This window comes from Aciduliprofundum boonei T469 (assembly GCF_000025665.1).
GTDB classification, from domain to species: Archaea; Thermoplasmatota; Thermoplasmata; order Thermoplasmatales; family Aciduliprofundaceae; genus Aciduliprofundum; species Aciduliprofundum boonei.
In genome coordinates this window covers 500,248-523,664 of sequence record NC_013926.1, presented here as the reverse complement: position 1 = coordinate 523,664, position 23,417 = coordinate 500,248, and the positions used below count along the sequence as shown (strand labels likewise).

The following is a 23,417-nucleotide window of genomic DNA, read 5'->3' as shown; positions in this document are numbered from 1 at the left end:
TTGTGCATTATAATGCACAAATATAAATCATCTCCTTGCAATTATCTTTATCACATCGCCATCCTTGAGCTCGTAGTCGTGTCCGAGAATTTTCTTGCTGCGTCCATCCACAGCCCTTATGAAATTCTCACCCAAATCGGTATGCACCTTGTAAGCGAGGTCCAGAGCAGTGGAGCCGAGAGGAAATAGATACACATCGGGAAGAACATTTCCATCCTTATCAGTCCATTTGTGCTCATCCTCAACGGGATACACTGCAATCATTTGCAACACATTAAACACTGTATGCTCTATGACCCTCTGCACTCCCGTACCTCCAAATTTGTGCATAAACTCTCTAATCTTCTCCAAAGCTTTAAGCTGCGCAGCACTCAATTCATCCTCTTTCAAAATTTTAAAATCCTCGTCTCCTGGCTTGTAATCCACAAATCCTGCCTTTGCAGCCCTGCGCAGTGCAAGCTCGTAATCTGCCGATATGGGTATGACATCATAGCCCTTCTCTCTGCACCTTTGCAAAAATTTATTTAAATACTCCTCATCGGTTATGTCCGCTTTATTGGCAGCAATCACCATAGGCTTGGCAATGCGCCTTATTTCAAAAGAGAGCGCTAAAATATCCTCCTCTTTCCACCTGCTTGGCTTCTCGTCCAAATTCAAATGAGATAGAGCAGCGTGTACCTGCTTATCATTTATATTCAATCCCGATAACCTTTCAGCAATGGCCACTTCAATCTTTACCTTCTCCGCTTCCAATCTTCTCGCAATACGAGTCCAGCCCCTGCCAATTATATCTGCAATCCAGTAGGCAATTTCCTTATCTAAAAAATCCACATCCTTGCAGGGATCTCGGCTTCCCTTGGGTACTGGATTGCCTTCAGCATCTGTTGAGCCAGAGACATCAATAATGTGTATCAAAGCATCCGCATGGCGCAAATCATCCAGAAACTTATTGCCTAAGCCACGACCAGCATGCGCCTCTGGCACCAATCCAGCCACATCTATGAGCTCTACAGGTATGTATCTAGTGCCCTCTATACACAGCGATTTTTTGGGATTACATTGCTTCCCCAAATCCAAATGAGGACAGGGCTTGCGCACATAGCCAATGGCCCTATTGGCTTCGATTGTAGTAAAAGGATAGTTTCCAATTTCCACAGTTTGCAAAGTAGCTGCTGCGAAGAATGTGGACTTACCCACATTGGGCTTGCCTACAATACCAAGCTCTACCATGTGACCAGAACCTTCTTTAGGCTCTTGTTCTTTGGACACTTAATGTCTTCCACAATCTTCTCAATCTTTATCTTCGTTCCCTCTCTCAAGCCCAGAGGATGGCAGAGCTCGTAGTAGTCACAACCGTATTCCTTGCAATTTATGGGCTTGAATGTAAGCGTCTCTCCTTCAACTACACCCTTGGCGCCAACAGCGAGAGGTACGGGCAGCTCTTCAACCTCAACAGTTACAACTTTGCCTCCATCGTGCACCTTGCAATCATGCTCTTTATCCCTTACTCCTATTATCCTGTACCACTTTCCCTCGTCGAGGTTGAAGCACACATTCTTCAACTTGCAGTTCCTGCATTCTAAAAGAGGTCCCAAATACTGAAACTCCAACCCTTCCTTCGCAAGCTCTTTACCTATTAGAGTAATCATGCTATCACCTCCCTATTACTCCAGTTATTCGTGCCAAATTTCTGGCGGCTTCTTCCGTCAAACCCCTCATCCCCAATATTGTGTACCTCTTTCTCATTTTATGAGCTTGAGTCAATGCCATTATGATCTCTTCGTCCTCCACCCCCAGCTCCCTGGCGGTTGTGGGAGCGCCTATCATCCTCAAAGCATCCCTTATCTTCTTCCAATCCCCACCATACAAGTACATCATCATTATGGTGCCCACACCAACCATCTCTCCATGCAACGCCTTTCCCGGAGCTATCTTCTCAAGGGCATGTGCAAATAGATGCTCGCTCCCACTTGCTGGGCGCGAAGAATGGGCAATGCTCATAGCCATACCTGAACCCATAATGGATTTTACCACAATCCAAGCACTCTCCTCAAGATTTGGCTTTATGGCATCTGCATTTTCAAGTATGAACTCTGCAGAATACTTGGCCATGCCATAGGCCGTGGAGCTAAAAGGCTCATTTATCAGCTTGTGCGCAAGTTCCCAATCCTTTATGGCTGTAACATTTCCTATAACATCCGCCGCCCCTGCAGCCAAGTACCTGTATGGTGCTTGGATAAGAATTTCAGTATCGGCTACAATTCCCATCGGCTCCTGAGCATCCATCGAGATGCTTCCCCCGCCGTTCTTTATTGTAGCTCTAGGACTGGCTATTCCATCATGGGTGGCTATTGTGGGTACGCTTATGAAGGGTATACCCAAATCGTAGGAGGCTTTCTTCGCCAAATCTATCTTGCTTCCTCCTCCAACACCCACCAAAAAGCTCATACCCTTTGCCTCATCCTTAATTCTATCCAGATTTTCCATAGTGGCGGCAGAGGTTAAAATCACATCCACATTAAATCCAGAATCTTCCAAAATTTCTTTAACTCTCTTACCCGCAACCTCATAACTTTTTTGCCCTGTCACTAAGAGCGCATTTGAGCCAAATCCAAACCTTCTACACATTGGGCCAACCTGCCCCAGAACTCCATGCCCAGCATAAATCTCACGAGGTAACTGTGTCCATTTGGATTTCTCAAATGTCATTTACACTCCTTAACCCCTTTTCACATATTAAAATTGCGATTTCCACAGCGCTTTACATTTCCAGCCCAAGATGCTTTAAAAGTGCCTTGGCCTTCCTTTCTTTCCCGTTCTTCAGATATGTGTATGCAAGATTTAACTCTGCCTCATAGAAATCAGGAGATTTGAAAAATGCATTTTTAAAGTACTCTTCTGCATTCTTGTATCTCCTAGCTTTGAAATACCTCAATCCAAGAGAATTTTCTGCAATTTCATTGTTTAATTTCTTAAGCTCATTCCATTTCTTCTCCTCATAGAGAAGATGTGCATATCCTCTCGGGTACTCTTCTACATTCTTTTCTTCTTCTTTTGAGCATAAAACCACACGCTTCATCGCTTCCAAACCCAAAGCGTTTAGCTCTTTGGGCTCCAACTCCCCTAAATTTTCAACATTCATATTTGCCAGTTCCAATAATCTTTGTGTATTCCTATAGAGTGCCTCTTTGATTTCAGCAACATTTTGAGAATGTGCATGCTCTCTGACTTCAATGATTTCCCTGAGTGCCCTCGCAACATTTCCCCTCTCTAAATTCTCCCTTGCACTTTTAATTTTTTTAACAGCATTTTCCTCTCTTACATTCATTTTTTCAATTTCTTCTTTTAAAATTTTCTTTATTTCCTCATAATCCCTTAGCTCTCTGCTCCTTCCCTCAAGCCTGTCTAAAAGTTCCCTTGCCTCCTGATTTCCCGGCTCAAGCTCAAGTGCCTTCTTAACAGCCTCTATGGCACCTTTCTTCATATTTCTCTTTGCGAATATGTTTGCAAGGAGCAAATAGCCCCGAGCATCCTCCTTTAAGCGAAGATAACCCGCCAAGGCATTTCTTGCCTCTTCGTACTTCTTTAAATCAAAATATAGGTACGCTTTGTTGAGATGAGCATCTGCAAATTTTGAATCAAACTGCAATGCAGTGTTATAGCTTTTTAGAGCCTCGTCATACTTGCCAAGATACTTGAGAGCCACTCCCCTGTTGTTCCATATGGCAGGCAGGTTTTCATTTAACGCAAGGGCTTTATCATAGCACATCAACGCTTCCTGATATTTCTTTTGAGATAGAAGTACATTACCACGGTTTATCCAGCAAGACACATTGAGGCGATTGAAATGCACACATTGTCCATACGCTTGCTCTGCCTCATCCAAATCGCCCATATCCTCAAGTATCTCTCCAAATATGAACCAGGCCTCATCATCCTTAACATTCTCTTCGAGAATTTTCGTGATTACGCTTATTGCCTCCTCATATTTTCCAATCTTTTGCAATATTCTTGCCTTTATCTTCATGCCCTCAGGAGTGGACTTTACCTTTAGGGCTTTATCCACATACTCCATTGCCTTCTCGTAATTCTCCTCGTTTAAGAATTCTCTAGCCCATTGAAGCATTGATTCTAACTCTCCTGCACTGGGAAGATATCTGCCTTCCCTAGCTTCTTTGCCCCTTTCTAAACGAGTAAATTCTTCCTTCAGACCGAATTCTTCGAGCAATCTCTCAAAATCCTTGCCATCCATGAGAGTTATATCATCTCCCAAATCCTCTTTTTCAAATTCTCCCGTGGTAATGAGCATCCATTTGATCTCAACACTCTCAACATCAATGAGCTCAAGTATCTCATCCTTCGTAACCTTGGGCTTGCGCAGAAATATTATTACATAGTGCAAACTCTTACCCGGAATTGGCATATAAGCATCAAAAACGGCAATATTCTCCCTATAAACGCTCTTTCTTATCTTGAATCCCATCTCGGATACAAGGCGATTGCATAGATGTACGAATTCTTCCATACTCATCTTCTCCACCGCTTCAATCATTGCTCCACCCCCAAGAGCTCTGCATCAAATCCTGCTCTTTTCATCCTCGTTGCTATTTTCTTTCTCTCCTCTGGCATATCCAGCTCACCATATATGCGGTAAAGAAGAATGTAAGAGTCGAGATGGTATCTGTTTATGCTTATTGCCTTTTGCAAATACTCAATTGCGTCCTTGTGCTTTCCAAGCTTTACTAGAGAACTTGCTATTTTGTAATACGCTCTCTCTGTAGGATTCAATTCTGTCACATACATATACGCCTCAGCTGCACTCTCATACTCTGCCAAATCGTAAAGTGTGTCTGCAAAATGCTCCCAAGAACTTACATCATCCAAAATATCCATATACAATTTCTGGGCTGCATCCTTCTCCCCCATTTCAAGCAAAAGAGCCGCCTTTTCAAGCATATACTCTTTATTACCATTTCTTGAGAGAGAATCAATTAATTTTAAAGCCCCTTTAAAATTGCCTTTTTCTTTCAAAATTTTGTACCTTAAAAACATGCCAGCTTCTCCCTCAACCCTTTCAGCGAATAATTCTGCAAGAGAGAGATAATAATCTGGACTAATTTCAAAATTCTCTAAGTAAAAGGAATATCTACGATGAAAGAGCAATGCCGCCCTGGTTAAAATTTCAAAATCCACATTCTCTCCCTTCAGTCCTCTTCTTGCCATATCGTTGAGAGTAGCAAGATTCTCATCGGTTATTATTCCCCTTTCAATCGCATCCTCAAGATCAAAAATTTTATTTGGCGCAATAAAACTCTTCCTCAGCAAAAATGGATACTCTTCCATAATTTTATGGGTGCATTCCTCACAAACGGGACGCTCAGATTTCCGCCCACATATTATGCAATTCACCGTGTAATATAGTGCTTTATAAGATAAAAATTTTCTCCCGAGAAATTATTAATAATCGCTGAAGCATGTTTAACTATGAAAGTTCTAGTCCTGCAATGCAAGAGATTCGAGATCCTCAAGCGCATACTTGATAGTTTTGATGTGAGATGCCTAAAAGATGCTGATGATAATTTCTTGAATTCTGCAGAGGTTGTACTTGCCCATAGTTGGAAAAAATTGGAATCTGTGCTTCCAAAGTTAAAGAATTTGAAGATGATCCAAGCATTCTCAGCTGGCGTGGATCATTACCATTTTGAAAAGATCCCCGAAAATGTGATAGTGTGCACAAACTCAGGTGGAAATTCATGGGGGGTTGCAGAGCATGCTGTTGCCCTAATATTTGCAGCGCTGAAGAAGATGATTTACAGGCACAACGAAATGCTAAAAGGTCGTTTTCCACAGATGCTCGAATCTAAATTGCTTAGAGGAAAAGTTGTAGGATTGATGGGTTTGGGAAACATTGCAAGAGACCTATCTGCCATGCTTCGTGGCTTTCATCCACATTTTATGGGAATAAGCCGCAGTGGAAAATGCGACTTCTGTGATGATTTTATGTTCGTGGGCACCGTGAAACAGATAGATTTTTTGCTTAAAAACTCCGATATTGTTGTGTTAGCCTTGCCCCTAACAAAAAGCACCAAGGGACTAATAAATATGGAAAAACTGCAGCTTATGAAGAAAGATGCAATATTGGTAAATGTATCTCGCGGAAAGATTATAGTGGAGGAGGATCTATACGAATTCTTGAAAAATAATACCAATTTTACAGCGGCCCTAGATGCTTGGTGGCATTATGGAGAGAGATTTAAGCAAAATTATCCGTTCGAGAAACTTTCCAATGTGATCCTAAGCCCACACTGCGCTGGATCATACGAAGGTTTCTGGGATGAGCTCACCATCTGGGCTGCTGAGAACATAAAATTATTTGCCCAAGGCAAGCCGAGAAATGTAGTGAAGAGGGGGGATTATGTATAAGTTTAAATATTGCCAGAGAGATTTAGTTAAGTGCTTAAAATTGCATCACCCGGAAGAGTTAATTTGATTGGAGAGCATACGGATTATTCTTTAGGATATGTCATGCCTATGGCGATAAATCTCTACACATTCTTGGAGGGAAATAAATCCTCATTTGTAGAAATTTATTCGGAGAGTTTAAAAAGCAAAACTTCATTTAACCTCCAGAGTCTGGAGAGAAGTAATGATTGGAGCGATTATATTAGAGGCATTTTCTGGATCTTGTTTAATAATAACTACAATCCCAAAGGGATAAGGGGAAAAATATATGGAAACTTGCCAATAGGCTCTGGACTTAGCTCTTCAGCAAGCTTAGAGCTTGCAATTCTTGAGTTTTTAAATGAAGAATATAAATTAAACATTTCAAAAATGGATGAGGCAATTCTAGCTAAAGATGCAGAAAATGAGTTTGTGGGTGTACCCTGCGGAGTAATGGATCAGATGGCTATAGCACTAGGAAAAAGAAACTACGCTATTTTTATAGACACAGAAAATTTGCATTATGAATATGTACCATTTCAAGATATTTACATTCTTATTTTTGACACAGGGGTTAGAAGAGAACTTGCCAATTCTGAATATGTGAAGAGAAGAGAGAGTGTAGAAAAAGCATTAAACAAGTTAGGAAAGATGAGTTCCAAATATATTGAGTCCAAGGATCTAAACAAATTACAGGAATTACAAAGAAGATTTTTAGGTTATATAATTAGGGAAAATCAGAGAGTGCTTGAGGCGAAAGATGCTTTGAAAAATGGAAATTTACAAGAATTTGGTAATATCATAACAGAAGCACACTGGGATCTGGCAAAAAATTATGGCGTGAGCTCTCCAGAACTGGATTTTTTCGTTAAAAATGCTCTTAAATACGGTGCCCTTGGGGCTAGATTAACCGGGGCAGGATTTGGGGGCTCTGCCTTTGCAATATTCACTCAGGATCCTTCAAAAATAGGAGAAAAAATATTAAAAGACTATAAAAGGTTATTTTCCCATTCTGCAAAATATTTTTTGGTGGAATCTTCAGATGGGGTGAGAAAATGCATTCGCTAATATTTCATGCAAACCTTCAATATGCAGAAATACCAAAAAAGGAAATAGAGAGAGTGATAAACAAGTCTTACAAGCCAACTATTGCGACTCTTTTAAAAGAGGATATTCCGTTTGCTCTCAATATCACCGGGTTCTCCATACAATACCTTCCTAAAGAGTTAATTAAGGGAATAAAAGACGGAATTGAGAGCAATTTGATAGAAATAACCGGTACTTCTTATTCTCATGCCATCTTGCCACTTCTTTCCCTAAACAGAGTAAAAGAGCAAATTGAGATGGATGTGAGAATGAAAGAGGATACGCTAGAGGTGAAGCCTATCTCTTTCTGGCCTCCAGAGTTGGCCTACGATCCTATACTTCCAGCAATTCTTAAAGATTTAAATTTTGAATACGTTTTTGTGGATGGGGAAGCTCTTTTGTTTTCTAACTATATGAACACAGCAATAAAAAATTTTGAAATCCCATATATCAAATTAATAAAAGCATCCTATGGCCAGAGAAAATATCTCAATTATTTTTTGGGATTGCGTCAACTCAGAAGATCCTTATCATATGTTTTTGGAGGAAAAGCCCTTGTTAAAGGTGTGAAAAACATTGTGGGAATACCCGTGTGGCAACCTGTAAACATAACACTTATGCTCTCACTTGGGCATTTTCCATTTATGAACGAGAGAAAAGCCGCTAGATGGTTAAGTTCCATACGAGATATCATGCTATATGGCACAGATATTGAGTTCTTTGGGTATATGCCATTTGCAGGTAAGAAAATTAAAATAAGTACCCTAATTAAATTTATAAAAAGTAACAATATAAACATTACACTCCCATCACAATTGCCTATGAGTGGGAGAGAATTTTACCTAAAAACATCTTCTTGGGCCCCTGATAAATCACTGCTCATATGGAAAGAAGATGAAGATAACAGAAGATTGAATATGCTTATTTCAGGTATAAAAGGAGATAACGCGTTCATGGCTGAGAATAGTGATGCCCGTGGATGGGAGCCTTTGCCAGAAAGAAGATTAGATGCTTTTAAAGCCATATATGAGGAATGGAGGAAGGAATATGAATAAATACAGGAGAATTGCATCAATAGTTTTGTTAGTGCTTATGGCAGCATTCTTAATGGCTGACCAGAACCTTCTACCACCGAATTACCAGCAGATTATGCAAGAATTTGGGATAAGCGAAACTCAGATGGGTTTTGTATCCACAATATTTGTGGCCACCAGTGCACTCATAACAATAGTTTGGGGATACTTTTCAGATATAAAAGGAAGGAAAAAACTGCTGGTGTTAGGCGTGCTTTTGGGCGAAATTCCATGCTTTCTAACTGCCTTTGCTCAAAATTACTGGGAACTATTGGCATTGAGGCTCTTTACAGGGATAGGTATTGGCTCTATCATACCCATCGGCTACTCTCTTATATCAGATATGTTCTATGGGGATAAACGTGGTAGGGGATTTTCTTACATTCAAACTGCATTTGGATTTGGTACTCTATTTGGTATGATTATGGCTGGAGTAATTGCAAGCTGGAGAACTCCATTCATCTACGCCTCAGTACCTAACTTCATTCTAGCTCCGCTATTTTACATAGTGGCAGAAGAACCCAAGAGAGGTAGCGGAGAAAAAGTACTTCAAGATTTGATCTCAAGAGGGATACAATATACATACAAACTTAATTGGAAAATTATAAAAAAATCTTTTGAAACGGCAACAAATATTCTAATATTCTTTCAGGGGATAATAGGCACCATTCCTTGGGGAGTTATAGTTTACTGGATAATATCATTTCTGATGGTAAGTAGAGGTATGAGTAAAGAGACCTCAACTTTCGTGCTCTTAATCTTGGGAGTATCTACGGTTATTGGAACTTTCATAGGTGGGTTCTTGGGGGATTACTTTGAAAGAAAGATAAGAGGAGGAAGAGCCATTCTAGTTGGTGCATCGATATTCATAGGATTCGTAGCAGTACTATTTTTAATACTCTATCCCCTACCTTCAAATCCTTCAATTGTCGACTGGATAATGCTCACCTTTTACGGCATACTAATTCTGCAATTTGTATCCATAGCCTCTCCAAATGTACCCGCAATAATTTCACAGGTTAATCCTCCAGAAGACCGTGGTACCGTTTTTGGAGTATTCTACATTTTAAACAGCATAGGAAGTGCAATAGGACCGGTACTTGGGGGAATCATGATAAACACTTTTGAATGGATGGGAATGTCCAAAGCATTAGCATATCAGTACACTCTAATAATCGGAGCACTATTCTGGATTCCATGCGGGCTTACATGGATCTGGATAAGAAGAACCTATCCAAAAGATATGGAAGCTCTCCAAAACTTGCTTAAAAAGAGAAGAAAAATGATGTTGAAAAATGCAAATTAGCTCTCTCCATATTTTTCTAAAATCTCATCTTTTATCTCCTTTTCTTTACTTATCTCCCCATAAACATAGGCGCTTCTTCTGGGCTTTCTTTGAAAATTCTCGTAATTTATTTCCACTAATCCAAATCTTGGAGCAAATCCCTTGTCCCATTCAAAATTATCCATAAAAGACCAGTAAAAATAACCCTTCACATTGTACCCATCCTTAATAGCCCTATACAAGTACTGCAGATGTCTGATTATAAACGAAATGCGCCACTCATCATTCCCTGTGGCTATTCCATTCTCAGTTATGTAAATCGGCTTTTTGTACCTCGACATTTTTTCCACTGCTTTATATATCCCCTCAGGATATACGCTCCATCCCATATCCGTTCTCCTTTCTCCCATCTCTGCTGGCTTGGCATCCAAGAAGAATTTTAAAGGATTGTAACTGTGTCTCACTTTATAAGCTGTATAGTAGTTCACACCTATGAAATCCAAATCACTCTCAGGCACTTCGTATTTTCCAATTATTCCTTTGTATTCTCCATTCCATATTGCATCTAAGAAATCAAAATTGAACATATTATCTGCCCTCCTGGCCGCCTTTAGATCATCATTTCTCCTACTTGCAGATAAGAAAATTGGTATGTTCTTCACTATCCCAACCTTGTGCTCTTTATGCAAAATTTCATAGGCAATGGCATGGGCTTTTAAAATATTGGCTGCAACCCTGCTCGCAATCCTCGGGGCTTTCTTGAACGGGGGCCATTCTCCACTTAGGTATCCAGCAACAACATACACCATAGGCTCATTGAAAGTAGCGATTAATTTTAAATTTAGAATATCTTTCAATGCTTTAACATAATCCTCCCAATGCTTCAAATTCTCTTCCTTTGCAAATCCACCCTTTTCTAAAAACCAAAGGGGCAGGGTGAAATGATGTAAAGTTACCATGGGGATTATTCCTTTTTCGTTCAGCAAATTTATGATTTCTCTGTACCTTTGCAGAGCTTTCCTATCAATCTTACCCTCCTTAGGAAATATCCGAGCCCATTCTATAGAGAACCTGTAAGCATTATAGCCCAAGGATTGCATTAGCTCAATATCTTGCCTGTAAAGGTTCCAGTGATTGCATGTCTTGCCAGATTTGTAAGGTAATTTCCCCATATTTTCGTAGTGCCACCAGTCGCTATTTACATTATCTCCTTCAATTTGATGCCCCGCTGTTGCAGTTCCAAAGATGAAATTTGGAGGAAATTTAAGCATAAAAATGAATGCACAAAGAAGTATAAAAAGATACTTAAAGCAATCTTCTCTCTGCTATAAGCGCAGCACCAAAAGCTCCAGAATCTTCACTCTTTGCCTTTTCAAAAATTATATCATCAACATCTATAAAACTTAAAAGCCCATATAACTCTTCTTTCACAGGTTCAATAAATAGTTCATAAGCGTTTGATATACCTCCTCCAAAAACTACAATTTCGGGATCCAATAACTGAATGGCATAAGATAATCCTCTGGCTATTGCCCGCCCATATTCTTTCATAAATTCAATCGCTTCTTTATCCCCCTCCATCGCCCTTTTTGCCCTTTCCTCTACTTCTACATACCTGCCTCCAACTACCGTTTCAAAGCATCCTGTTTTACCACAGGCACATTGCCGATTGGAAAATCCCTTTATATGGCCAAGCTCCATGGCACTTCCCTTACCAATATAGGGAACTCCTTTAAAAACAAGTCCCGCACCCACTCCCGTACCTAAAGATACCAAAAGAAGAGAATTGTATTTTTCATTTCTAAGAACATACTCCCCGTAAGCCATGGCGGTGCAATCGTTCATGATTATGGTTCTTTTAAAATAATGTCTCAAATCCTTTCCATTAAATTCCGATATATTCGGTGCATTAATGCATACCCCATTCCTCAAGTAGCAAGGTACGCCAATTCCCACGACTCTTTCTGCCGACCTCTCAATTATTTCCTCAATAATTTTTATCACTTCATCATTCTTTGTTTTAAATTTCCACTTCTCCCAAATTTTCCCTTTCTCAATTCTTGCTGCAAGAATTTTTGTGCCCCCAACATCAATCCCAAGAGTCATAAATAACAATCGTAAGAAGTATAAATTAATTTGGCAAGGCAAAAAATAAAAACTCTAGTGCCATATATTCTTCAATGTGCGATATTTTAGTTGCAACTCCAAAATTCACAAAAAATGGAAATATGCTCTTTGCAAAAAATAGCGATAGGGAACCAAACGAAGCTCAAAAAATTGAGTATATCCCGAGGAAGAAGCATGAGGAAAACTACGTAAAAATGACTTATACAAACTTTCCACAAGTAAAAGAAACTTATGCTGTTGTACTTTCTAGACCTTGGTGGATGTGGGGTGCAGAAATGGGTACCAACGAATTTGGATTAGCCATAGGAAATACAGCTGTTTTTACAAATCAGAAAAAAGAGAAAAAAGGAATACTCGGAATGGATATGATTAGATTAGCTCTTGAAAGAAAGAGATATGCTAAAGATGCATTAAATTTCATAATTGAAATTATAGAGAACTACGGGCAAGGAGGCAGTGGAAGTTACAAGCACACATTTCTCTATCACAACTCTTTTATAATAGCAGACCCAAAAGATGCATATGTGCTAGAAACTGCAGGTAAGCATTGGGCTGCAAAGAAAATTGAGAATTTTTACAGCATATCTAATGCTCTCACATTAAGCGATGATTGGGATTTTGCTTCTGATTCTATAGTGACTCTCTCAAAAAGGAACAATTTTAACTTTGCAAAATACTTTTCTGATAAATTCTACACTCATTTTGCGCATGGGAGAGAAAGAAGAGCCTTCACTTATAAAATGCTAGAAAGAGGTGAGAATGAAATTGATGTTCCTTATATGATGAAAATACTGAGAAGTCACCATACCAGAAATTTTGAGCCTTTGCGTTCTTCTATGAAAAGCGTATGTATGCATTACGGAGGAAACCTCACACCATCACAAACCGCTAATTCTCAAATTTCTGATTTAAAATCTAACACACATTGGTTCACAGGAGAATCAATTCCATGTCTTAGCATATTCAAACCATTCTTTTTTGTATCTCCTTTTTGGCTTAAAGATGAAAATCCAACGAATAAATATGGCAAGAATTTTTGGTGGAAGGGTGAGTTTTTACACAGAAAACTTCAGATGAACTACTCAAAATACATAGAAGAATTTAAGAAAGAGAGAGACAAAATTCAAAATAAAATACTTGCTCTGGCAAAAATTAAGGACGGAAAAATTACAAAAGAGTCTTTTGATCTAGAAATAAAATTCATTGAAAAATGGACAAAACTCGTTGGTGAGGAAAATTCTACACCAAGATATAAAAGAATTTGGAAAAAGATTAATATGCAAGCTGGCATGTCAATTTAAGGGATACTATGAGTGTTGATAAAATAATATCACACCTGCACTCATATCCGCCCAGATACGGGCCAGAGTGGGGGAGTGGGGGGATATTCGGATTAAAGTACTACAAAAAGATGCTATACTATACGGTTGCATTTGATGCAGAGGCTCATTTTATAAAAGATTATGATGAGCAGCTTTACAATTTCAGGATGCTTGGAAAAGCTCCTGCCTCAGGAGGAGATACATATAATGCTGTTGAAGCAGTAGATGATTTTCTTTATTTTGGTGGCTGGGTCCACGCACCGGCAATTTACAAAGGTGGTAAAATTAGCTTTAAAAACAAGTACTCCCATGTACACGAGTACAACATAGAAGATGATTCTCTCAGGCTTCTTTGGAAAGATTCCATTCATCATAGCACAAAATGGGCTGGAGAAGTTAGTGATATAATTTATGATCCCTATGAAGATAGGTTGCTCATAGCAAGACAGGATGGAGATGAGCATTTGGGTGTTTATGCTATTGATAGAGACACTGGAGATGAGAAAAAATTAACTGATTCTCCCTCATTAAAAGGAGATATTCTACATGACTCTGCTTTTTTCACCTCTGGCGATAGCTTTAGCAAAGGCATTCAAAAAGTTATGTGCTTTGATTTGATTGAGAAGAAATGGACCGAGTTTCCTGTGAATAACATAATCTCTATGGACGGAGAAGATATACTCGTTAATTCTGTAGGGGATGTTGCAAGCATTTACAATAGGTTCTTTGTATTTACCAGAGGAGGGATACTGATAGGAAACCCCCTTAGTGGAGAGAACTTCCGGGCAGCCAGACTGTTTGATTTCTTTACATTTCAATCTCCAATGCGCTCCAATACATTGTACATAAACGGAGGTGTGCTCATTGCTTACAATGCACACCATGATGCTTTGTATAGCGTCAAAACTTTGGAAGATAAAGTAAAATACACCTTGACAAATGCCATTGTTGCTCCGACTCTTTTAATATACATAGCTCCACCCATGGCGAAGATAGTTGGTGCTTTCGGTGCAAGAATAACTTCAATGGAGATCGTTGGAGATAAAATAGTCATCGGCACAAGTACCTCTCCAAACTTAGGCGCTGGAGACGCCGTGCCATACGATACTGGTCATAGAGGTTTCAGCATTTTAAATATAAATGCTTTGCAAAACCCTCCACCTCCTGTGAGTATCACCATGCCCCTTGCTTTGATATCCCTGGTAATGCAAAAAACAGAGCACTACAACTTTGGGGGAGTTCCTCTGGATGGCTACAGAAATCCAAAATTAATAATTTACGCATCTAAGAGTAACAAACTCACCATTTATGAGTACGATCTCTCTTTACCCTTAACCTACTCCCACTCTGATAGCTTTCCAATTCTACCAGGAAAGAATGTAATAGATTTATCCGCATTCTCAGGGATCGTTTCTTTTTCACTCAAAAATATTGATGCTGTTGGAAAGATAAGAATTGTATTGGAGTAATCAATAGACATTCCATAGGGAGTTAAAGTAATTCTCGTACTGTTGTGCCACTTCTTTGCTCTCTATTATTGCATCTGCCTCATGATTGTAATCTAAAGCGCTGGTGCTCCAATTGGTAGAGCCAACAATCACTATTTTATGGTCTATAATCACCAACTTATCATGAGTAGTTTGATTACTCCAGTCGAATTTTACCTGAATATGATGGCTCTCAAAATATGCTTTCCAATTTTGAGCCCATTCAACCATTTGAGGATTTTCAAATCCATAGCCCTTTCCATCATCCAGGATTATCTTTACATCTACACCCCTTTTCTCGGCAGCCACTAAAGCTCTGCCAAGCGCCGATACTTTGTGAGTGTCCTTATCTGGATTTCCGTACCATTTCATCTCGAACATAACTATATGAATACTCACATTGGCGTTGTTTATCTTCTCAATTACCACTGGATAGTACTCCCTATCTTCAATGGGAATGACTTTAATATTTGATGCTTCCACCACTGTGTACTTATTTCCAGTATTACCATGCTGAACAATCAACTCCGCGGACATAAAACCTGCAATGAAGGCAAGTATAACCGCTGTAACGAGAATTGCACGGGTATTCATAGAGGAGAGAATAAAGCCAATTTATTTAACTTTATTCCACTCTTAACTCGTATTGGGCAGTGTATGGGCTATAAATGAGCTCTCCCTCTAAAACCTTGTATCCTGATGATAGCTTTTTATCACTCACTATTTTTAAAGAGTAAACACCATCCTTAAGATATCCATAGTAAAAATAAGAGAGTATGCTACCATGAATCCACACAGGTTTGCCCTCATAATTCGCAAGCTCATTCAAAGCCACGCATGTACCATTATATTCCAAACTTATGTTTTCCGCATGGAAAACTCCATTTTCGTAATATCCCTTGATATAAACATTTCTCTCCCCAAAATAGCCATTCTTCACATAAACCTTTATTAGATTGAATCCATCTGTAAATTCAAAATAATTGCTCATCCTCATAGCACTCAAATTTCCCCGTAGCTTAATATGCATACCTACAAAATTTTCTGGCTCTTCAAGAACTTCTCTAAGATTCAATTCCAAATATTTAGCAATGATTTGCAAATCCTTCTCATCATGCGCTACAACTTCCACTGAACCTCGGTAATTGACAACCTGGCCCTTGGCAATCACAACCTCCCCGGGATGCAAAATTGCAGAAAATTGAAGAAATAGAGTTGTTTTATTCTCAAAATTTTCATCGTAAATATAAACCAACACACCATTCGTGATGTTCCTAGTATAGCTCACTATGCCCTTAACTTCCACATAATCTCCAATGTGCTTCGGTAAGCCTCCAATATTTACTTTCTCAGGCTTAACATTTGAAGAATATATGTAGAGCAAACTTAAGGATAAAATGATAACCACAAGCAGAGCAATTAATTTCTTCTCTTCCTCCACATGCACATTCATTCATCCAATTTTATTATTTAAATTTTCCTTTATGGGGGGCATAGACCTCAGGAGGTAAAGAAATATGCAGAAGTCCCTCAGCAAGACCTTCAAAAATGGAAGAGTGTGGAGAAAGAAACCGTAGGTGTCTCTTCCTGAGTAACTCGCTAATGGTTTTCATCCTTAAAGTTCTTGCTTATAACATCTATTTTTATTCCCTTTTTAATGTTTTATGGGACTCCCACTCACCCCTCGTAGGAAAACAATTAAATCCAAAACACAATTACTCGCCATGAAAACTTGCGGGGGTTCCCAATGCCTCAATGTTGAACTTATTGCCTACTCGGTGCCAAGGGAGGGGAATGTAGATAAACTGATAGCGGAGAGCGCTGCCATATCCCACGCTCCAGAGTTCAGAACATTAAATGAAAAAAGAGTCGAGCATTTGGTCAATCTCTTGAAAAGATTGGGGCACGAAAGTGTTTTTGAGCATGCCTGTTTCACCTTCCGTGTTGAAGGAATCTCTCGTGTATGCTCTCACCAGCTTGTCAGACATAGATTGGCAAGCTATACACAGCAGAGCCAAAGGTATGTAAATTTGAAAGCTCCAAAATTCATTGTGCCAGAGGCAATTTACGGTAGTGAATTTGAAGATGAATTTATGGAAATTTTAGAGAGAGCGGCAGAGCTTTATCGCAAAATGGTAGAAGGAGGCATAAGAAAAGAAGATGCCAGATTCATTCTTCCCCAGGGAATAGAGACGAAGATAATCATAACAATGAATGCTAGGGAATTAAGACATTTCATATCCCTCCGGTGCGATCCAAGTGCCCAGTGGGAAATAAGGGCCATGGCTAAAGAGATGCTCAAATTAGCCTACGAGAAAGCTCCGATTTTATTTGGGGACCTGTACAATAAGTATATAGAGGACAAAACTGACCAGTAATTATAAAATATGAGGATTTCATGGCTCCCGCAAGGTGATTCAAATGCCAGTTGATAAAGAAACTTTGAAAAAAGGTGAAGAGACCAGGAAAAGAATACTAGAGGCAAAAATGGTAGAGAAGAGAATTGCAGAGAAGATGAAAAATATCAAGCACAAAATTATGGTACTAAGCGGTAAAGGAGGTGTGGGTAAGACCACCGTGGCTGTAAATCTCGCAGTTACTCTAGCTTTAAAGGGTTATAAGGTTGGGCTTCTGGATGCTGATATTCACGGCCCAAATGTACCCAAGATGCTTGGTGTGCAGGATGCTAAACTCACTGTGAGCCCTGAAGGTCTGATTATTCCAGTTGAGCCCGTTCCAAATTTAAAAGCTATCTCTCTACAGATGGCTCTACCACAAGATGACTCTCCGATTATATGGCGTGGTCCATTAAAGCATAAGGCAATACAGCAACTTCTGGACGAGGTTGACTGGGGGAAACTTGATTTTCTCATAATTGATATGCCTCCAGGAACTGGAGATGAATCCCTCAGTGTGTCCCAATTGATTCCGGATATGGATGGTGTGCTCATAGTCGCTACTCCTCAAGAAGTCGCCCTTTTAGATGCAACAAAGGCCATAAATTTCGCCAGACAACTACAAAAGAAGGTTGTTGGAATTGTGGAAAACATGGCTGGTGAGATTTTCGGTCAAGGAGGAGGAAAGAAAGCTGCTGAAAAGTACAATGTGCCATTTATAGGTAGCATACCGATGGACGCTCGCATTGTAAAATGTGGGGACACTGGAGAGCCCTTTGTGATGAAATACCCAGAATCCGAGGCTGCTAAAGCCTTCGAAAATGCCGTAGATAAACTTCTTGAAGTTCTGGGAGAGAAATAATTTCTCCCTTTTTTGTTAAGCCAAAAATTTATAATGTGAAAAACAATACCAATACTCAGGGATTGATATGCGACTGAAGATGGACATAAAGGATTTAAAAGAAATTACGAATCTTCTCTTAACCCTGGTTTCAGAGGCGAAATTTGAGGTTAATGGCGATGGACTTGGAGTAAAGGCAGTGGACCCTGCGCATGTGGCAATGATAGTTATAAATGTTGACAGAGATGCTTTTCTTGAATTTGAGACTGAGGAGGAAGAACTCGGGGTTGATTTGGACAAAGTAAGAGATATACTTAAACTAGCTTCCTCTGGAGATATCGTGGAAATTTCAAAGGATGGAAATAAATTGACTTTTCTAATAGGAAATCTAACGAGAAGTATGCCCTTAATTGATACCAGTGCTCTTAGCGTGCCAAAGGTACCCAACTTAGTACTTCCAGCAAAGGTTGTTATACCTATCAAAGAATTTGAGCATGGGATTAAAGCGGCAGAGAGTATATCTGATAATATTACTCTCAGAATCACGCCTACAGAATTTGAAATGTACACACAAGGAGATGAGGATGAGGCTCGTCTAAATATACCCCGTGACATGCTTAAAGAACTATCATGCGAGGAGCCAGTAAAGAGCATGTATCCAGTGGATTACCTAGTAAAACTCGTGAAGGCAATGGATTCCGCAGATTATATAACGATATATATGGGCACTGATTATCCCATTAAGCTCGAATTTGAAATAACCGGCGGAAAGGGTAAAGCAGAATATCTCTTAGCTCCAAGAATTGAGGGAGAATAACTCATCTTTTAAATCTCTTTTTAAATAAAAATTTGAGATTTTTTAATCCATCTCTCCATGTATTTAATTTAACTTCACCCTTTCTCTCTCTATACTCTATTGGCACTTCCTCACATTTAAATTTTCTCCACGCCTCTATCTTTATTTCCTCACTAAAAGGCATTCCATCGGATGTCAAATTAAGGTCCTTTAAAATCTCCTTCCTAAAAACCCACATCCCACTCTGAGAGTCCTTTATCTTAACTCCAAAGAGTATGCGAGTTGTTATAGTAAGCACCCAGTTTCCAAATTTATGGGTGGCACTCATGGCCCCTTTTTGCATTTTTGAAAACCTCTCGCAAGAGATGAAATCTAGATCATTTTTTAACAGATAATCCACAAGCGCGGGTATTTTTTCTGCAGGATATGTATCATCACCGTCCAAAGTGACAATAATATCCCCTGTAGCAGCGGCAAATCCAGTTTTATATGCTCTTCCATACCCTTTACGCTTTTCAATTATAACCCTTGCTCCTTTATTTTCCGCTATCTCCCTAGTTTTATCCTTAGAATCTCCATCCACTATCATTATCTCCCACTCATACTTTGGATCTCTTGGAATTTTATCAAGAACATGGCCTATGCTCTCTTCCTCGTTGAGCGTTGGAATGATCACACTTACCTTCATCTCTTATCACCATACAATTTGCAGGCGAGATAGCCCATCATAGCAAAGGATAATCTTAAAAGCCCATAAAAATTTAATTGTGCCGGATTGAGCATTCTCTGCGGCTTGTATCTATTCCACATCTTTCCATGTTTTAAGGTTAATTGCTTCCTGCCATATCCATTCCAGAATGCTTGCTTAGCGAAAGAGTATAAAGAATCACGGGTTCTATGATATATTATTGCCCTCGGATTATATACAATTTTAGCACCTGCATCCACAGCCCTCATATTTAAATCAATATCCTCCGCTGTTACAAACCAAGGATCAAAACCTCCTATGCGCTGAAACAATTCTTTTTTATAGGCAAGATTGCAACTTGGGTAAGTGACATCCCATCCTTTGTAAAACAACTCAACCCTCTCAAGTTTTTCCCATGGTCCATAACCTATGTAGATCGTTCTTCCAGCAACAACATCCGCACCATCTTTGAAACTTTTGCGAATCTCAGAAAGCCAGAATGGATTTGCGATGTCATCCCCATCTGTGAAAGCTATGTACTCTCCAGATGCTTTTTCAACACCATAGTTTCTTCCTACACCCCTTGATCCCCCTTTTTCGTACAGATGAATAAAATCATAATCTTCCATATATTTCCTAACAATCTCTCTGGTTTTATCCTGACTATGAGCATCTACAATTATTATTTCAAAGGGCTTCTCCTGAATTACAAGCGAATCAAGTAAATTTGCTATATGCCTCTCCTCGTTTCTCACTGTTATTACAATGCTTATGAACACTATCCCAAATCTCTTTCCATATTTAATAAATTTCGCTCTTATTTTTTCATCTCTTCCTCCAAACCGCGATTTATAGCAGCTATTGCCGCTGCCACCATTATGCCTGTCAGAAGCATGCCGGTTATAGGAAGCACTATTGCGCATATAAACTTACCAATTCCCGTATGGGGAACTATATCCCCGTATCCAAGAGTCAGCGCTGTTACGAAGGCAAAATATATACCATTCCAAATACTTAAGCCCTCTAAAAAAGCAAGGAGAATTCCCATAACAATTATAAATATAAACAGGGTGATAACTATTTTTCTGACCACATAAATAACCTTAATAAATATGCCAAAGAATGCTTTGAATCCTATTTCTGGGTACTCTCCTTTCTTTCCAAGATTATCGGGCAAATGCACCACACCTCATGATGCATGATAAATGGTATATTTAAAAACTTTCTCGGAAAATATAAATGCTTACGCTCATTATCAACTCTATGGAAAATCCCTATGGTAAAATACTCCGTCTTGCAATACTATCACCCGTAGGCATACTCGGTGTTGGTTTTTTATTCCTTGGCTCTGCTGGAATTTTTCTTTACGGATTACTAATAGCGTACAGACCTAACCTTATCTTCCAATGGCAAAGCTGGGTATATCCATTGATATTTCTATCAATCGCTTCAATTCTAATTTCGTTTTCATTATTATCTATTCGTAGAGGTGCAATAAAATTTATAAATGAAGTAAAGAATAAAGAAAAAGATTTGCAAAAATACGCCATAAACGATGATATTGATATAATAAATGAAGAAAGTTCTGAATTCGGAATTAATAGCAGAGATATTGAAATTCTGAAAATGATATGGGATTCTGGTGGATTCATACCTATACTCAAACAGCAAATTTTCGATTCACCATTTTCTATGGATGAGGCAATAATAAGCCTCGCTAAGCTCGCAATTCTTGAATACATACATATATCCAACGAAAAAATGAAATTGAATATCACCATAACTCCCCAAGGCCTCGATGCCCTTGAACTCCCCAAAATAACATTCACCTCTCTAGTTCCCTGGGATATTTCTCTTATGATAATTAAAGCGAATCTACTATATCGTGAAGGAAATTACGATAAGGTTATTCTCTCAGTTTACAATACCCTTGAGAGGGCTTTTAAAGCGCATCTTATACCTTCCATAGACAACTACAGAGAAAAGTGGAATGAGAACATAAAGAAAAAATTTGGAAACGATGAAAAATCAATAAAACTATATGAATGGGCTGGAATAAAAACTATAGCCTCTTTAAATGCGCTATGGAATTTTTACAAGAAGGAGGCAAACATAGGAAGAAAGTGGGAAGGCCTAATAGACAGGGAGGTTAAGTATTTGGAAGAAGGGAGGAGGTTGATAGATAAGATGATAGATACCATTGCAGACACTCGCTCAAAATATGCACATAACAAACCAGGAACAAAATATGTAAAAGATGCATATAGATTGCTAAAATTAACTGAGATTGTCATAGGAGTATTGTTTGAGGATTTAAAAAATAGAATAATGGAAAACTAAGATTTCTCAGGGTTATTAGGAAGCCATATTGAGAATATTGCACCAATAGCCAGTGAAATCATAAGAAATATCATTGCAGAGCGCATTGCATTACCAAGTGCCCATTGAACAATTTGATTTACATGCTGCATATAATCAGGTGGAATAACTATTTGACCCTGTTTCATATGCACTATCCAATCAATAACCTTCTGCTTTATTTCTTCCTTGCTGTATCCGGGAAAATAATTGGACTCGTATATACCTCTCGCAATATTGTTGATCATGCCAAGCACAAGAACTGCACCTATAAAGGCAGTACCTAGGCTCATTCCAAGTTGTTTCTGTGAATTAAACACTCCCGAAGCTTCAGCTTCCTCCTCTGGACTAGCCCCAGCCATGGCTAGGTTAGTTATCTGCGAGAATATCAATCCCAAGCCAGTTCCATAGAATGCTAGACCCCATATTAAATCCCAGCCAGTTGTAGTTGGAGAGAAAACAATGAAAAGAAGAAACAAGCCTACAAAGGCAAAGACGATTCCAAGCTGTATTACCCTCTTGGCTGTCATATACTTTAGCAGTTTTTGACCATATATGGAAAATATAAACATCATTATGGATAGGGGAACAAGAGATAATCCAGTGCTCATAGCATTGTAATTGGCAACATTTTGAAGGAATACAGGCAATGTGAACATCAGGCCTGCAAGGGTTATCTGAAAGAATATACTCACTAAATTTCCTACAACAAAAGTTTTAGATTTGAAGAGTTTTAAATTTACAAGGGGATCTAATCCTTTACGCACTACATTTTTCTCATGGTACACAAATCCTGCTATTACTAGAATCCCTAGAGACAGTACGCCTATAACTGGAGCATCTCCAAACGGGTCTATTAAGAGCACAGATAAAGTGATCAAAAATAGGCCCACCCCCACGAGCAGCGCTCCAAGAATATCCAACTTTATTTTATGAGTAGGCTGATAATCTTTCAATATTCCCATTTTTGCAAACATTCCAATGGCAATAATCGCCTCCATTCCAAATCCAAGACGCCAAGTTAAATAGGTGGTAAAAACACCCCCAATAATAGGACCAAAGGCGGCTGCTGCTCCCGCAATAGCACCCCATACGCCAAATGCAAATATCCTATCTTTCCCGGTATAATCCTTCGTTATATAAGTAACCGTAACTGGCATCATCATTGCCCCACCAATCCCTTCAAAGATTGACCACCCCATGAGAAGAATAAGCAAATTTGGAGCAAATGTGGCCATAGTAGTACCTATAGTGTAAATGGCCAACCCAACCACAAAAACCTTCTTCGTACCCCAGATATCCGCCATCTTAGCACCTACGATCATAAACGCTGCCATAACTAATGTATAAAGTGCTATGGCTAACTGTATACCACTCACCGTGGTATTCAAATCTCTAACAAGGGCGGAAATTGAAACATTCATCATAGTCATATCTATGGTCATAATGAACATGGCAAAGCTCATCATATAGAGAACTCCCCACTTCCCCCTCTCTTTCTCGGTCATAGATTTCAT

At 39.1% G+C, this 23,417-nt stretch carries 23 protein-coding genes; 10 read left to right on the top strand and 13 right to left on the bottom strand.

The annotated features are described in order from the left end of the window. Positions 1-27: 27 nt before the first annotated feature. From ABOO_RS02700 to ABOO_RS02680, 5 genes are read right to left on the bottom strand one after another with little or no spacing between them, the layout of a single operon-like run. Positions 28-1,230: a redox-regulated ATPase YchF gene (locus tag ABOO_RS02700; protein WP_008081978.1), complete on the bottom strand. Its 1,203-nt coding sequence runs from the start codon at positions 1,228-1,230 to the stop codon at positions 28-30. Continuing rightward, on the bottom strand, positions 1,224-1,649 hold the full coding sequence (locus ABOO_RS02695) for a UPF0179 family protein (RefSeq protein ID WP_008082551.1): 426 nt from the start codon (positions 1,647-1,649) through the stop codon (positions 1,224-1,226). Before ABOO_RS02695 ends, ABOO_RS02700 begins: the two co-directional genes overlap by 7 nt. Positions 1,650-1,653: 4 nt before the next feature. After that, positions 1,654-2,709: an NAD(P)-dependent glycerol-1-phosphate dehydrogenase gene (locus tag ABOO_RS02690; RefSeq protein WP_012997164.1), complete on the bottom strand. Its 1,056-nt coding sequence runs from the start codon at positions 2,707-2,709 to the stop codon at positions 1,654-1,656. Between the two features lie 52 nt (positions 2,710-2,761). Further along, positions 2,762-4,552, bottom strand: a complete 1,791-nt coding sequence (locus ABOO_RS02685) for a tetratricopeptide repeat protein (protein WP_008081935.1) — start codon at positions 4,550-4,552, stop codon at positions 2,762-2,764. Beyond that, entirely contained in the window at positions 4,549-5,409 is an 861-nt protein-coding gene (locus ABOO_RS02680) for a tetratricopeptide repeat protein (protein ID WP_236614086.1), read from the bottom strand. Before ABOO_RS02680 ends, ABOO_RS02685 begins: the two co-directional genes overlap by 4 nt. Before the next feature lie 75 nt (positions 5,410-5,484). Between ABOO_RS02680 and ABOO_RS02675 the strand changes: the two genes are divergently transcribed. From ABOO_RS02675 to ABOO_RS02660, 4 genes are read left to right on the top strand one after another with little or no spacing between them, the layout of a single operon-like run. Then, positions 5,485-6,423: a 2-hydroxyacid dehydrogenase gene (locus ABOO_RS02675; protein WP_008082489.1), complete on the top strand. Its 939-nt coding sequence runs from the start codon at positions 5,485-5,487 to the stop codon at positions 6,421-6,423. A gap of 30 nt (positions 6,424-6,453) precedes the next feature. Next, positions 6,454-7,509, top strand: coding sequence for a galactokinase (locus ABOO_RS02670; protein ID WP_008082354.1), 1,056 nt, complete (start codon positions 6,454-6,456; stop codon positions 7,507-7,509). Continuing rightward, on the top strand, positions 7,497-8,582 hold the full coding sequence (locus tag ABOO_RS02665; protein ID WP_008082626.1) for a polysaccharide deacetylase family protein: 1,086 nt from the start codon (positions 7,497-7,499) through the stop codon (positions 8,580-8,582). Before ABOO_RS02670 ends, ABOO_RS02665 begins: the two co-directional genes overlap by 13 nt. Next, on the top strand, positions 8,575-9,906 hold the full coding sequence (locus tag ABOO_RS02660; protein ID WP_008082336.1) for an MFS transporter: 1,332 nt from the start codon (positions 8,575-8,577) through the stop codon (positions 9,904-9,906). The genes ABOO_RS02665 and ABOO_RS02660 overlap by 8 nt, the downstream gene beginning before the upstream one ends. Here ABOO_RS02660 and ABOO_RS02655 read toward each other — a convergent pair. Both ABOO_RS02655 and ABOO_RS02650 read right to left on the bottom strand, forming a co-directional pair. Next, positions 9,903-11,156 carry a glycoside hydrolase family 1 protein gene (locus tag ABOO_RS02655; RefSeq protein ID WP_008082059.1) on the bottom strand — a complete coding sequence of 418 codons (1,254 nt, stop codon included), beginning with the start codon at positions 11,154-11,156 and terminating at the stop codon, positions 9,903-9,905. The genes ABOO_RS02660 and ABOO_RS02655 overlap by 4 nt on opposite strands. Before the next feature lie 34 nt (positions 11,157-11,190). Next, positions 11,191-11,991: an ROK family protein gene (locus ABOO_RS02650; RefSeq protein WP_008082172.1), complete on the bottom strand. Its 801-nt coding sequence runs from the start codon at positions 11,989-11,991 to the stop codon at positions 11,191-11,193. A gap of 74 nt (positions 11,992-12,065) precedes the next feature. Here ABOO_RS02650 and ABOO_RS02645 point away from each other — a divergent pair, with 74 nt between their 5' ends. Continuing rightward, a complete protein-coding gene (locus ABOO_RS02645) occupies positions 12,066-13,313 on the top strand; it encodes a C69 family dipeptidase (RefSeq protein WP_008082106.1) in 1,248 nt (415 codons plus the stop codon). An 8-nt stretch (positions 13,314-13,321) separates the two neighbouring features. After that, positions 13,322-14,803, top strand: coding sequence for a DUF2139 domain-containing protein (locus tag ABOO_RS02640; RefSeq protein ID WP_008081942.1), 1,482 nt, complete (start codon positions 13,322-13,324; stop codon positions 14,801-14,803). Here ABOO_RS02640 and ABOO_RS02635 read toward each other — a convergent pair whose 3' ends face one another. Both ABOO_RS02635 and ABOO_RS02630 read right to left on the bottom strand, forming a co-directional pair. Next, positions 14,804-15,415 carry a phospholipase D-like domain-containing protein gene (locus ABOO_RS02635; protein ID WP_012997163.1) on the bottom strand — a complete coding sequence of 204 codons (612 nt, stop codon included), beginning with the start codon at positions 15,413-15,415 and terminating at the stop codon, positions 14,804-14,806. Between the two features lie 31 nt (positions 15,416-15,446). Beyond that, positions 15,447-16,274, bottom strand: coding sequence for a hypothetical protein (locus ABOO_RS02630; protein ID WP_008082113.1), 828 nt, complete (start codon positions 16,272-16,274; stop codon positions 15,447-15,449). Between the two features lie 271 nt (positions 16,275-16,545). Here ABOO_RS02630 and thyX point away from each other — a divergent pair, with 271 nt between their 5' ends. The 3 genes from thyX (at position 16,546) to ABOO_RS02615 (ending at position 18,875) form a co-directional block, all read left to right on the top strand. Next, the gene (gene thyX / locus ABOO_RS02625) at positions 16,546-17,199 is read left to right on the top strand and encodes an FAD-dependent thymidylate synthase (protein WP_008082183.1); all 654 of its coding nucleotides are present in this window, start codon (positions 16,546-16,548) and stop codon (positions 17,197-17,199) included. Positions 17,200-17,242: 43 nt separating this feature from the next. After that, the gene (locus ABOO_RS02620) at positions 17,243-18,079 is read left to right on the top strand and encodes an Mrp/NBP35 family ATP-binding protein (RefSeq protein ID WP_008082129.1); all 837 of its coding nucleotides are present in this window, start codon (positions 17,243-17,245) and stop codon (positions 18,077-18,079) included. 67 nt (positions 18,080-18,146) lie between these two features. Further along, the gene (locus ABOO_RS02615) at positions 18,147-18,875 is read left to right on the top strand and encodes a DNA polymerase sliding clamp (protein WP_012997161.1); all 729 of its coding nucleotides are present in this window, start codon (positions 18,147-18,149) and stop codon (positions 18,873-18,875) included. A 1-nt stretch (position 18,876) separates the two neighbouring features. Here the strand turns inward: ABOO_RS02615 and ABOO_RS02610 are convergent, their stop codons facing one another. Genes ABOO_RS02610 through ABOO_RS08080 form a run of 3 tightly spaced genes read right to left on the bottom strand, consistent with a single transcriptional unit; the run spans position 18,877 to position 20,725 of the window. After that, positions 18,877-19,542 carry a glycosyltransferase family 2 protein gene (locus ABOO_RS02610; RefSeq protein ID WP_008081932.1) on the bottom strand — a complete coding sequence of 222 codons (666 nt, stop codon included), beginning with the start codon at positions 19,540-19,542 and terminating at the stop codon, positions 18,877-18,879. Beyond that, a complete protein-coding gene (locus ABOO_RS02605) occupies positions 19,539-20,321 on the bottom strand; it encodes a glycosyltransferase (protein ID WP_008082556.1) in 783 nt (260 codons plus the stop codon). Before ABOO_RS02605 ends, ABOO_RS02610 begins: the two co-directional genes overlap by 4 nt. Before the next feature lie 38 nt (positions 20,322-20,359). Next, entirely contained in the window at positions 20,360-20,725 is a 366-nt protein-coding gene (locus ABOO_RS08080; RefSeq protein ID WP_012997160.1) for a potassium channel family protein, read from the bottom strand. A gap of 56 nt (positions 20,726-20,781) precedes the next feature. Here ABOO_RS08080 and ABOO_RS02595 point away from each other — a divergent pair, with 56 nt between their 5' ends. Then, positions 20,782-21,882 (top strand): hypothetical protein, encoded by a 1,101-nt coding sequence (locus ABOO_RS02595; RefSeq protein WP_008082124.1) that lies wholly within the window; start codon positions 20,782-20,784, stop codon positions 21,880-21,882. On the opposite strand, the gene ABOO_RS02590 is transcribed toward ABOO_RS02595, so the two are convergent. After that, positions 21,879-23,408, bottom strand: a complete 1,530-nt coding sequence (locus ABOO_RS02590; RefSeq protein ID WP_008082287.1) for an MFS transporter — start codon at positions 23,406-23,408, stop codon at positions 21,879-21,881. The genes ABOO_RS02595 and ABOO_RS02590 overlap by 4 nt on opposite strands. Positions 23,409-23,417 lie beyond the last annotated feature (9 nt).

Excerpts from the sequence above, each read along its gene's own strand:
- thyX (WP_008082183.1), top strand. The coding sequence starts at position 16,546 with ATGAAAACTTGCGGGGGTTCCCAATGCCTCAATGTTGAACTTATTGCC.
- ABOO_RS02610 (WP_008081932.1), bottom strand. The coding sequence starts at position 19,542 with ATGAAGGTAAGTGTGATCATTCCAACGCTCAACGAGGAAGAGAGCATA.
- ABOO_RS02660 (WP_008082336.1), top strand. The coding sequence starts at position 8,575 with ATGAATAAATACAGGAGAATTGCATCAATAGTTTTGTTAGTGCTTATG.
- ABOO_RS02650 (WP_008082172.1), bottom strand. The coding sequence starts at position 11,991 with ATGACTCTTGGGATTGATGTTGGGGGCACAAAAATTCTTGCAGCAAGA.
- ABOO_RS02695 (WP_008082551.1), bottom strand. The coding sequence starts at position 1,649 with ATGATTACTCTAATAGGTAAAGAGCTTGCGAAGGAAGGGTTGGAGTTT.
- ABOO_RS02635 (WP_012997163.1), bottom strand. The coding sequence starts at position 15,415 with ATGAATACCCGTGCAATTCTCGTTACAGCGGTTATACTTGCCTTCATT.
- ABOO_RS02665 (WP_008082626.1), top strand. The coding sequence starts at position 7,497 with ATGCATTCGCTAATATTTCATGCAAACCTTCAATATGCAGAAATACCA.
- ABOO_RS02620 (WP_008082129.1), top strand. The coding sequence starts at position 17,243 with ATGCCAGTTGATAAAGAAACTTTGAAAAAAGGTGAAGAGACCAGGAAA.
- ABOO_RS02590 (WP_008082287.1), bottom strand. The coding sequence starts at position 23,408 with ATGACCGAGAAAGAGAGGGGGAAGTGGGGAGTTCTCTATATGATGAGC.
- ABOO_RS02615 (WP_012997161.1), top strand. The coding sequence starts at position 18,147 with ATGCGACTGAAGATGGACATAAAGGATTTAAAAGAAATTACGAATCTT.
- ABOO_RS02655 (WP_008082059.1), bottom strand. The coding sequence starts at position 11,156 with ATGCTTAAATTTCCTCCAAATTTCATCTTTGGAACTGCAACAGCGGGG.
- ABOO_RS02595 (WP_008082124.1), top strand. The coding sequence starts at position 20,782 with ATGCTTACGCTCATTATCAACTCTATGGAAAATCCCTATGGTAAAATA.
- ABOO_RS02640 (WP_008081942.1), top strand. The coding sequence starts at position 13,322 with ATGAGTGTTGATAAAATAATATCACACCTGCACTCATATCCGCCCAGA.
- ABOO_RS02675 (WP_008082489.1), top strand. The coding sequence starts at position 5,485 with ATGAAAGTTCTAGTCCTGCAATGCAAGAGATTCGAGATCCTCAAGCGC.
- ABOO_RS02700 (WP_008081978.1), bottom strand. The coding sequence starts at position 1,230 with ATGGTAGAGCTTGGTATTGTAGGCAAGCCCAATGTGGGTAAGTCCACA.
- ABOO_RS02685 (WP_008081935.1), bottom strand. The coding sequence starts at position 4,552 with ATGATTGAAGCGGTGGAGAAGATGAGTATGGAAGAATTCGTACATCTA.
- ABOO_RS02690 (WP_012997164.1), bottom strand. The coding sequence starts at position 2,709 with ATGACATTTGAGAAATCCAAATGGACACAGTTACCTCGTGAGATTTAT.
- ABOO_RS02645 (WP_008082106.1), top strand. The coding sequence starts at position 12,066 with ATGTGCGATATTTTAGTTGCAACTCCAAAATTCACAAAAAATGGAAAT.
- ABOO_RS02630 (WP_008082113.1), bottom strand. The coding sequence starts at position 16,274 with ATGAATGTGCATGTGGAGGAAGAGAAGAAATTAATTGCTCTGCTTGTG.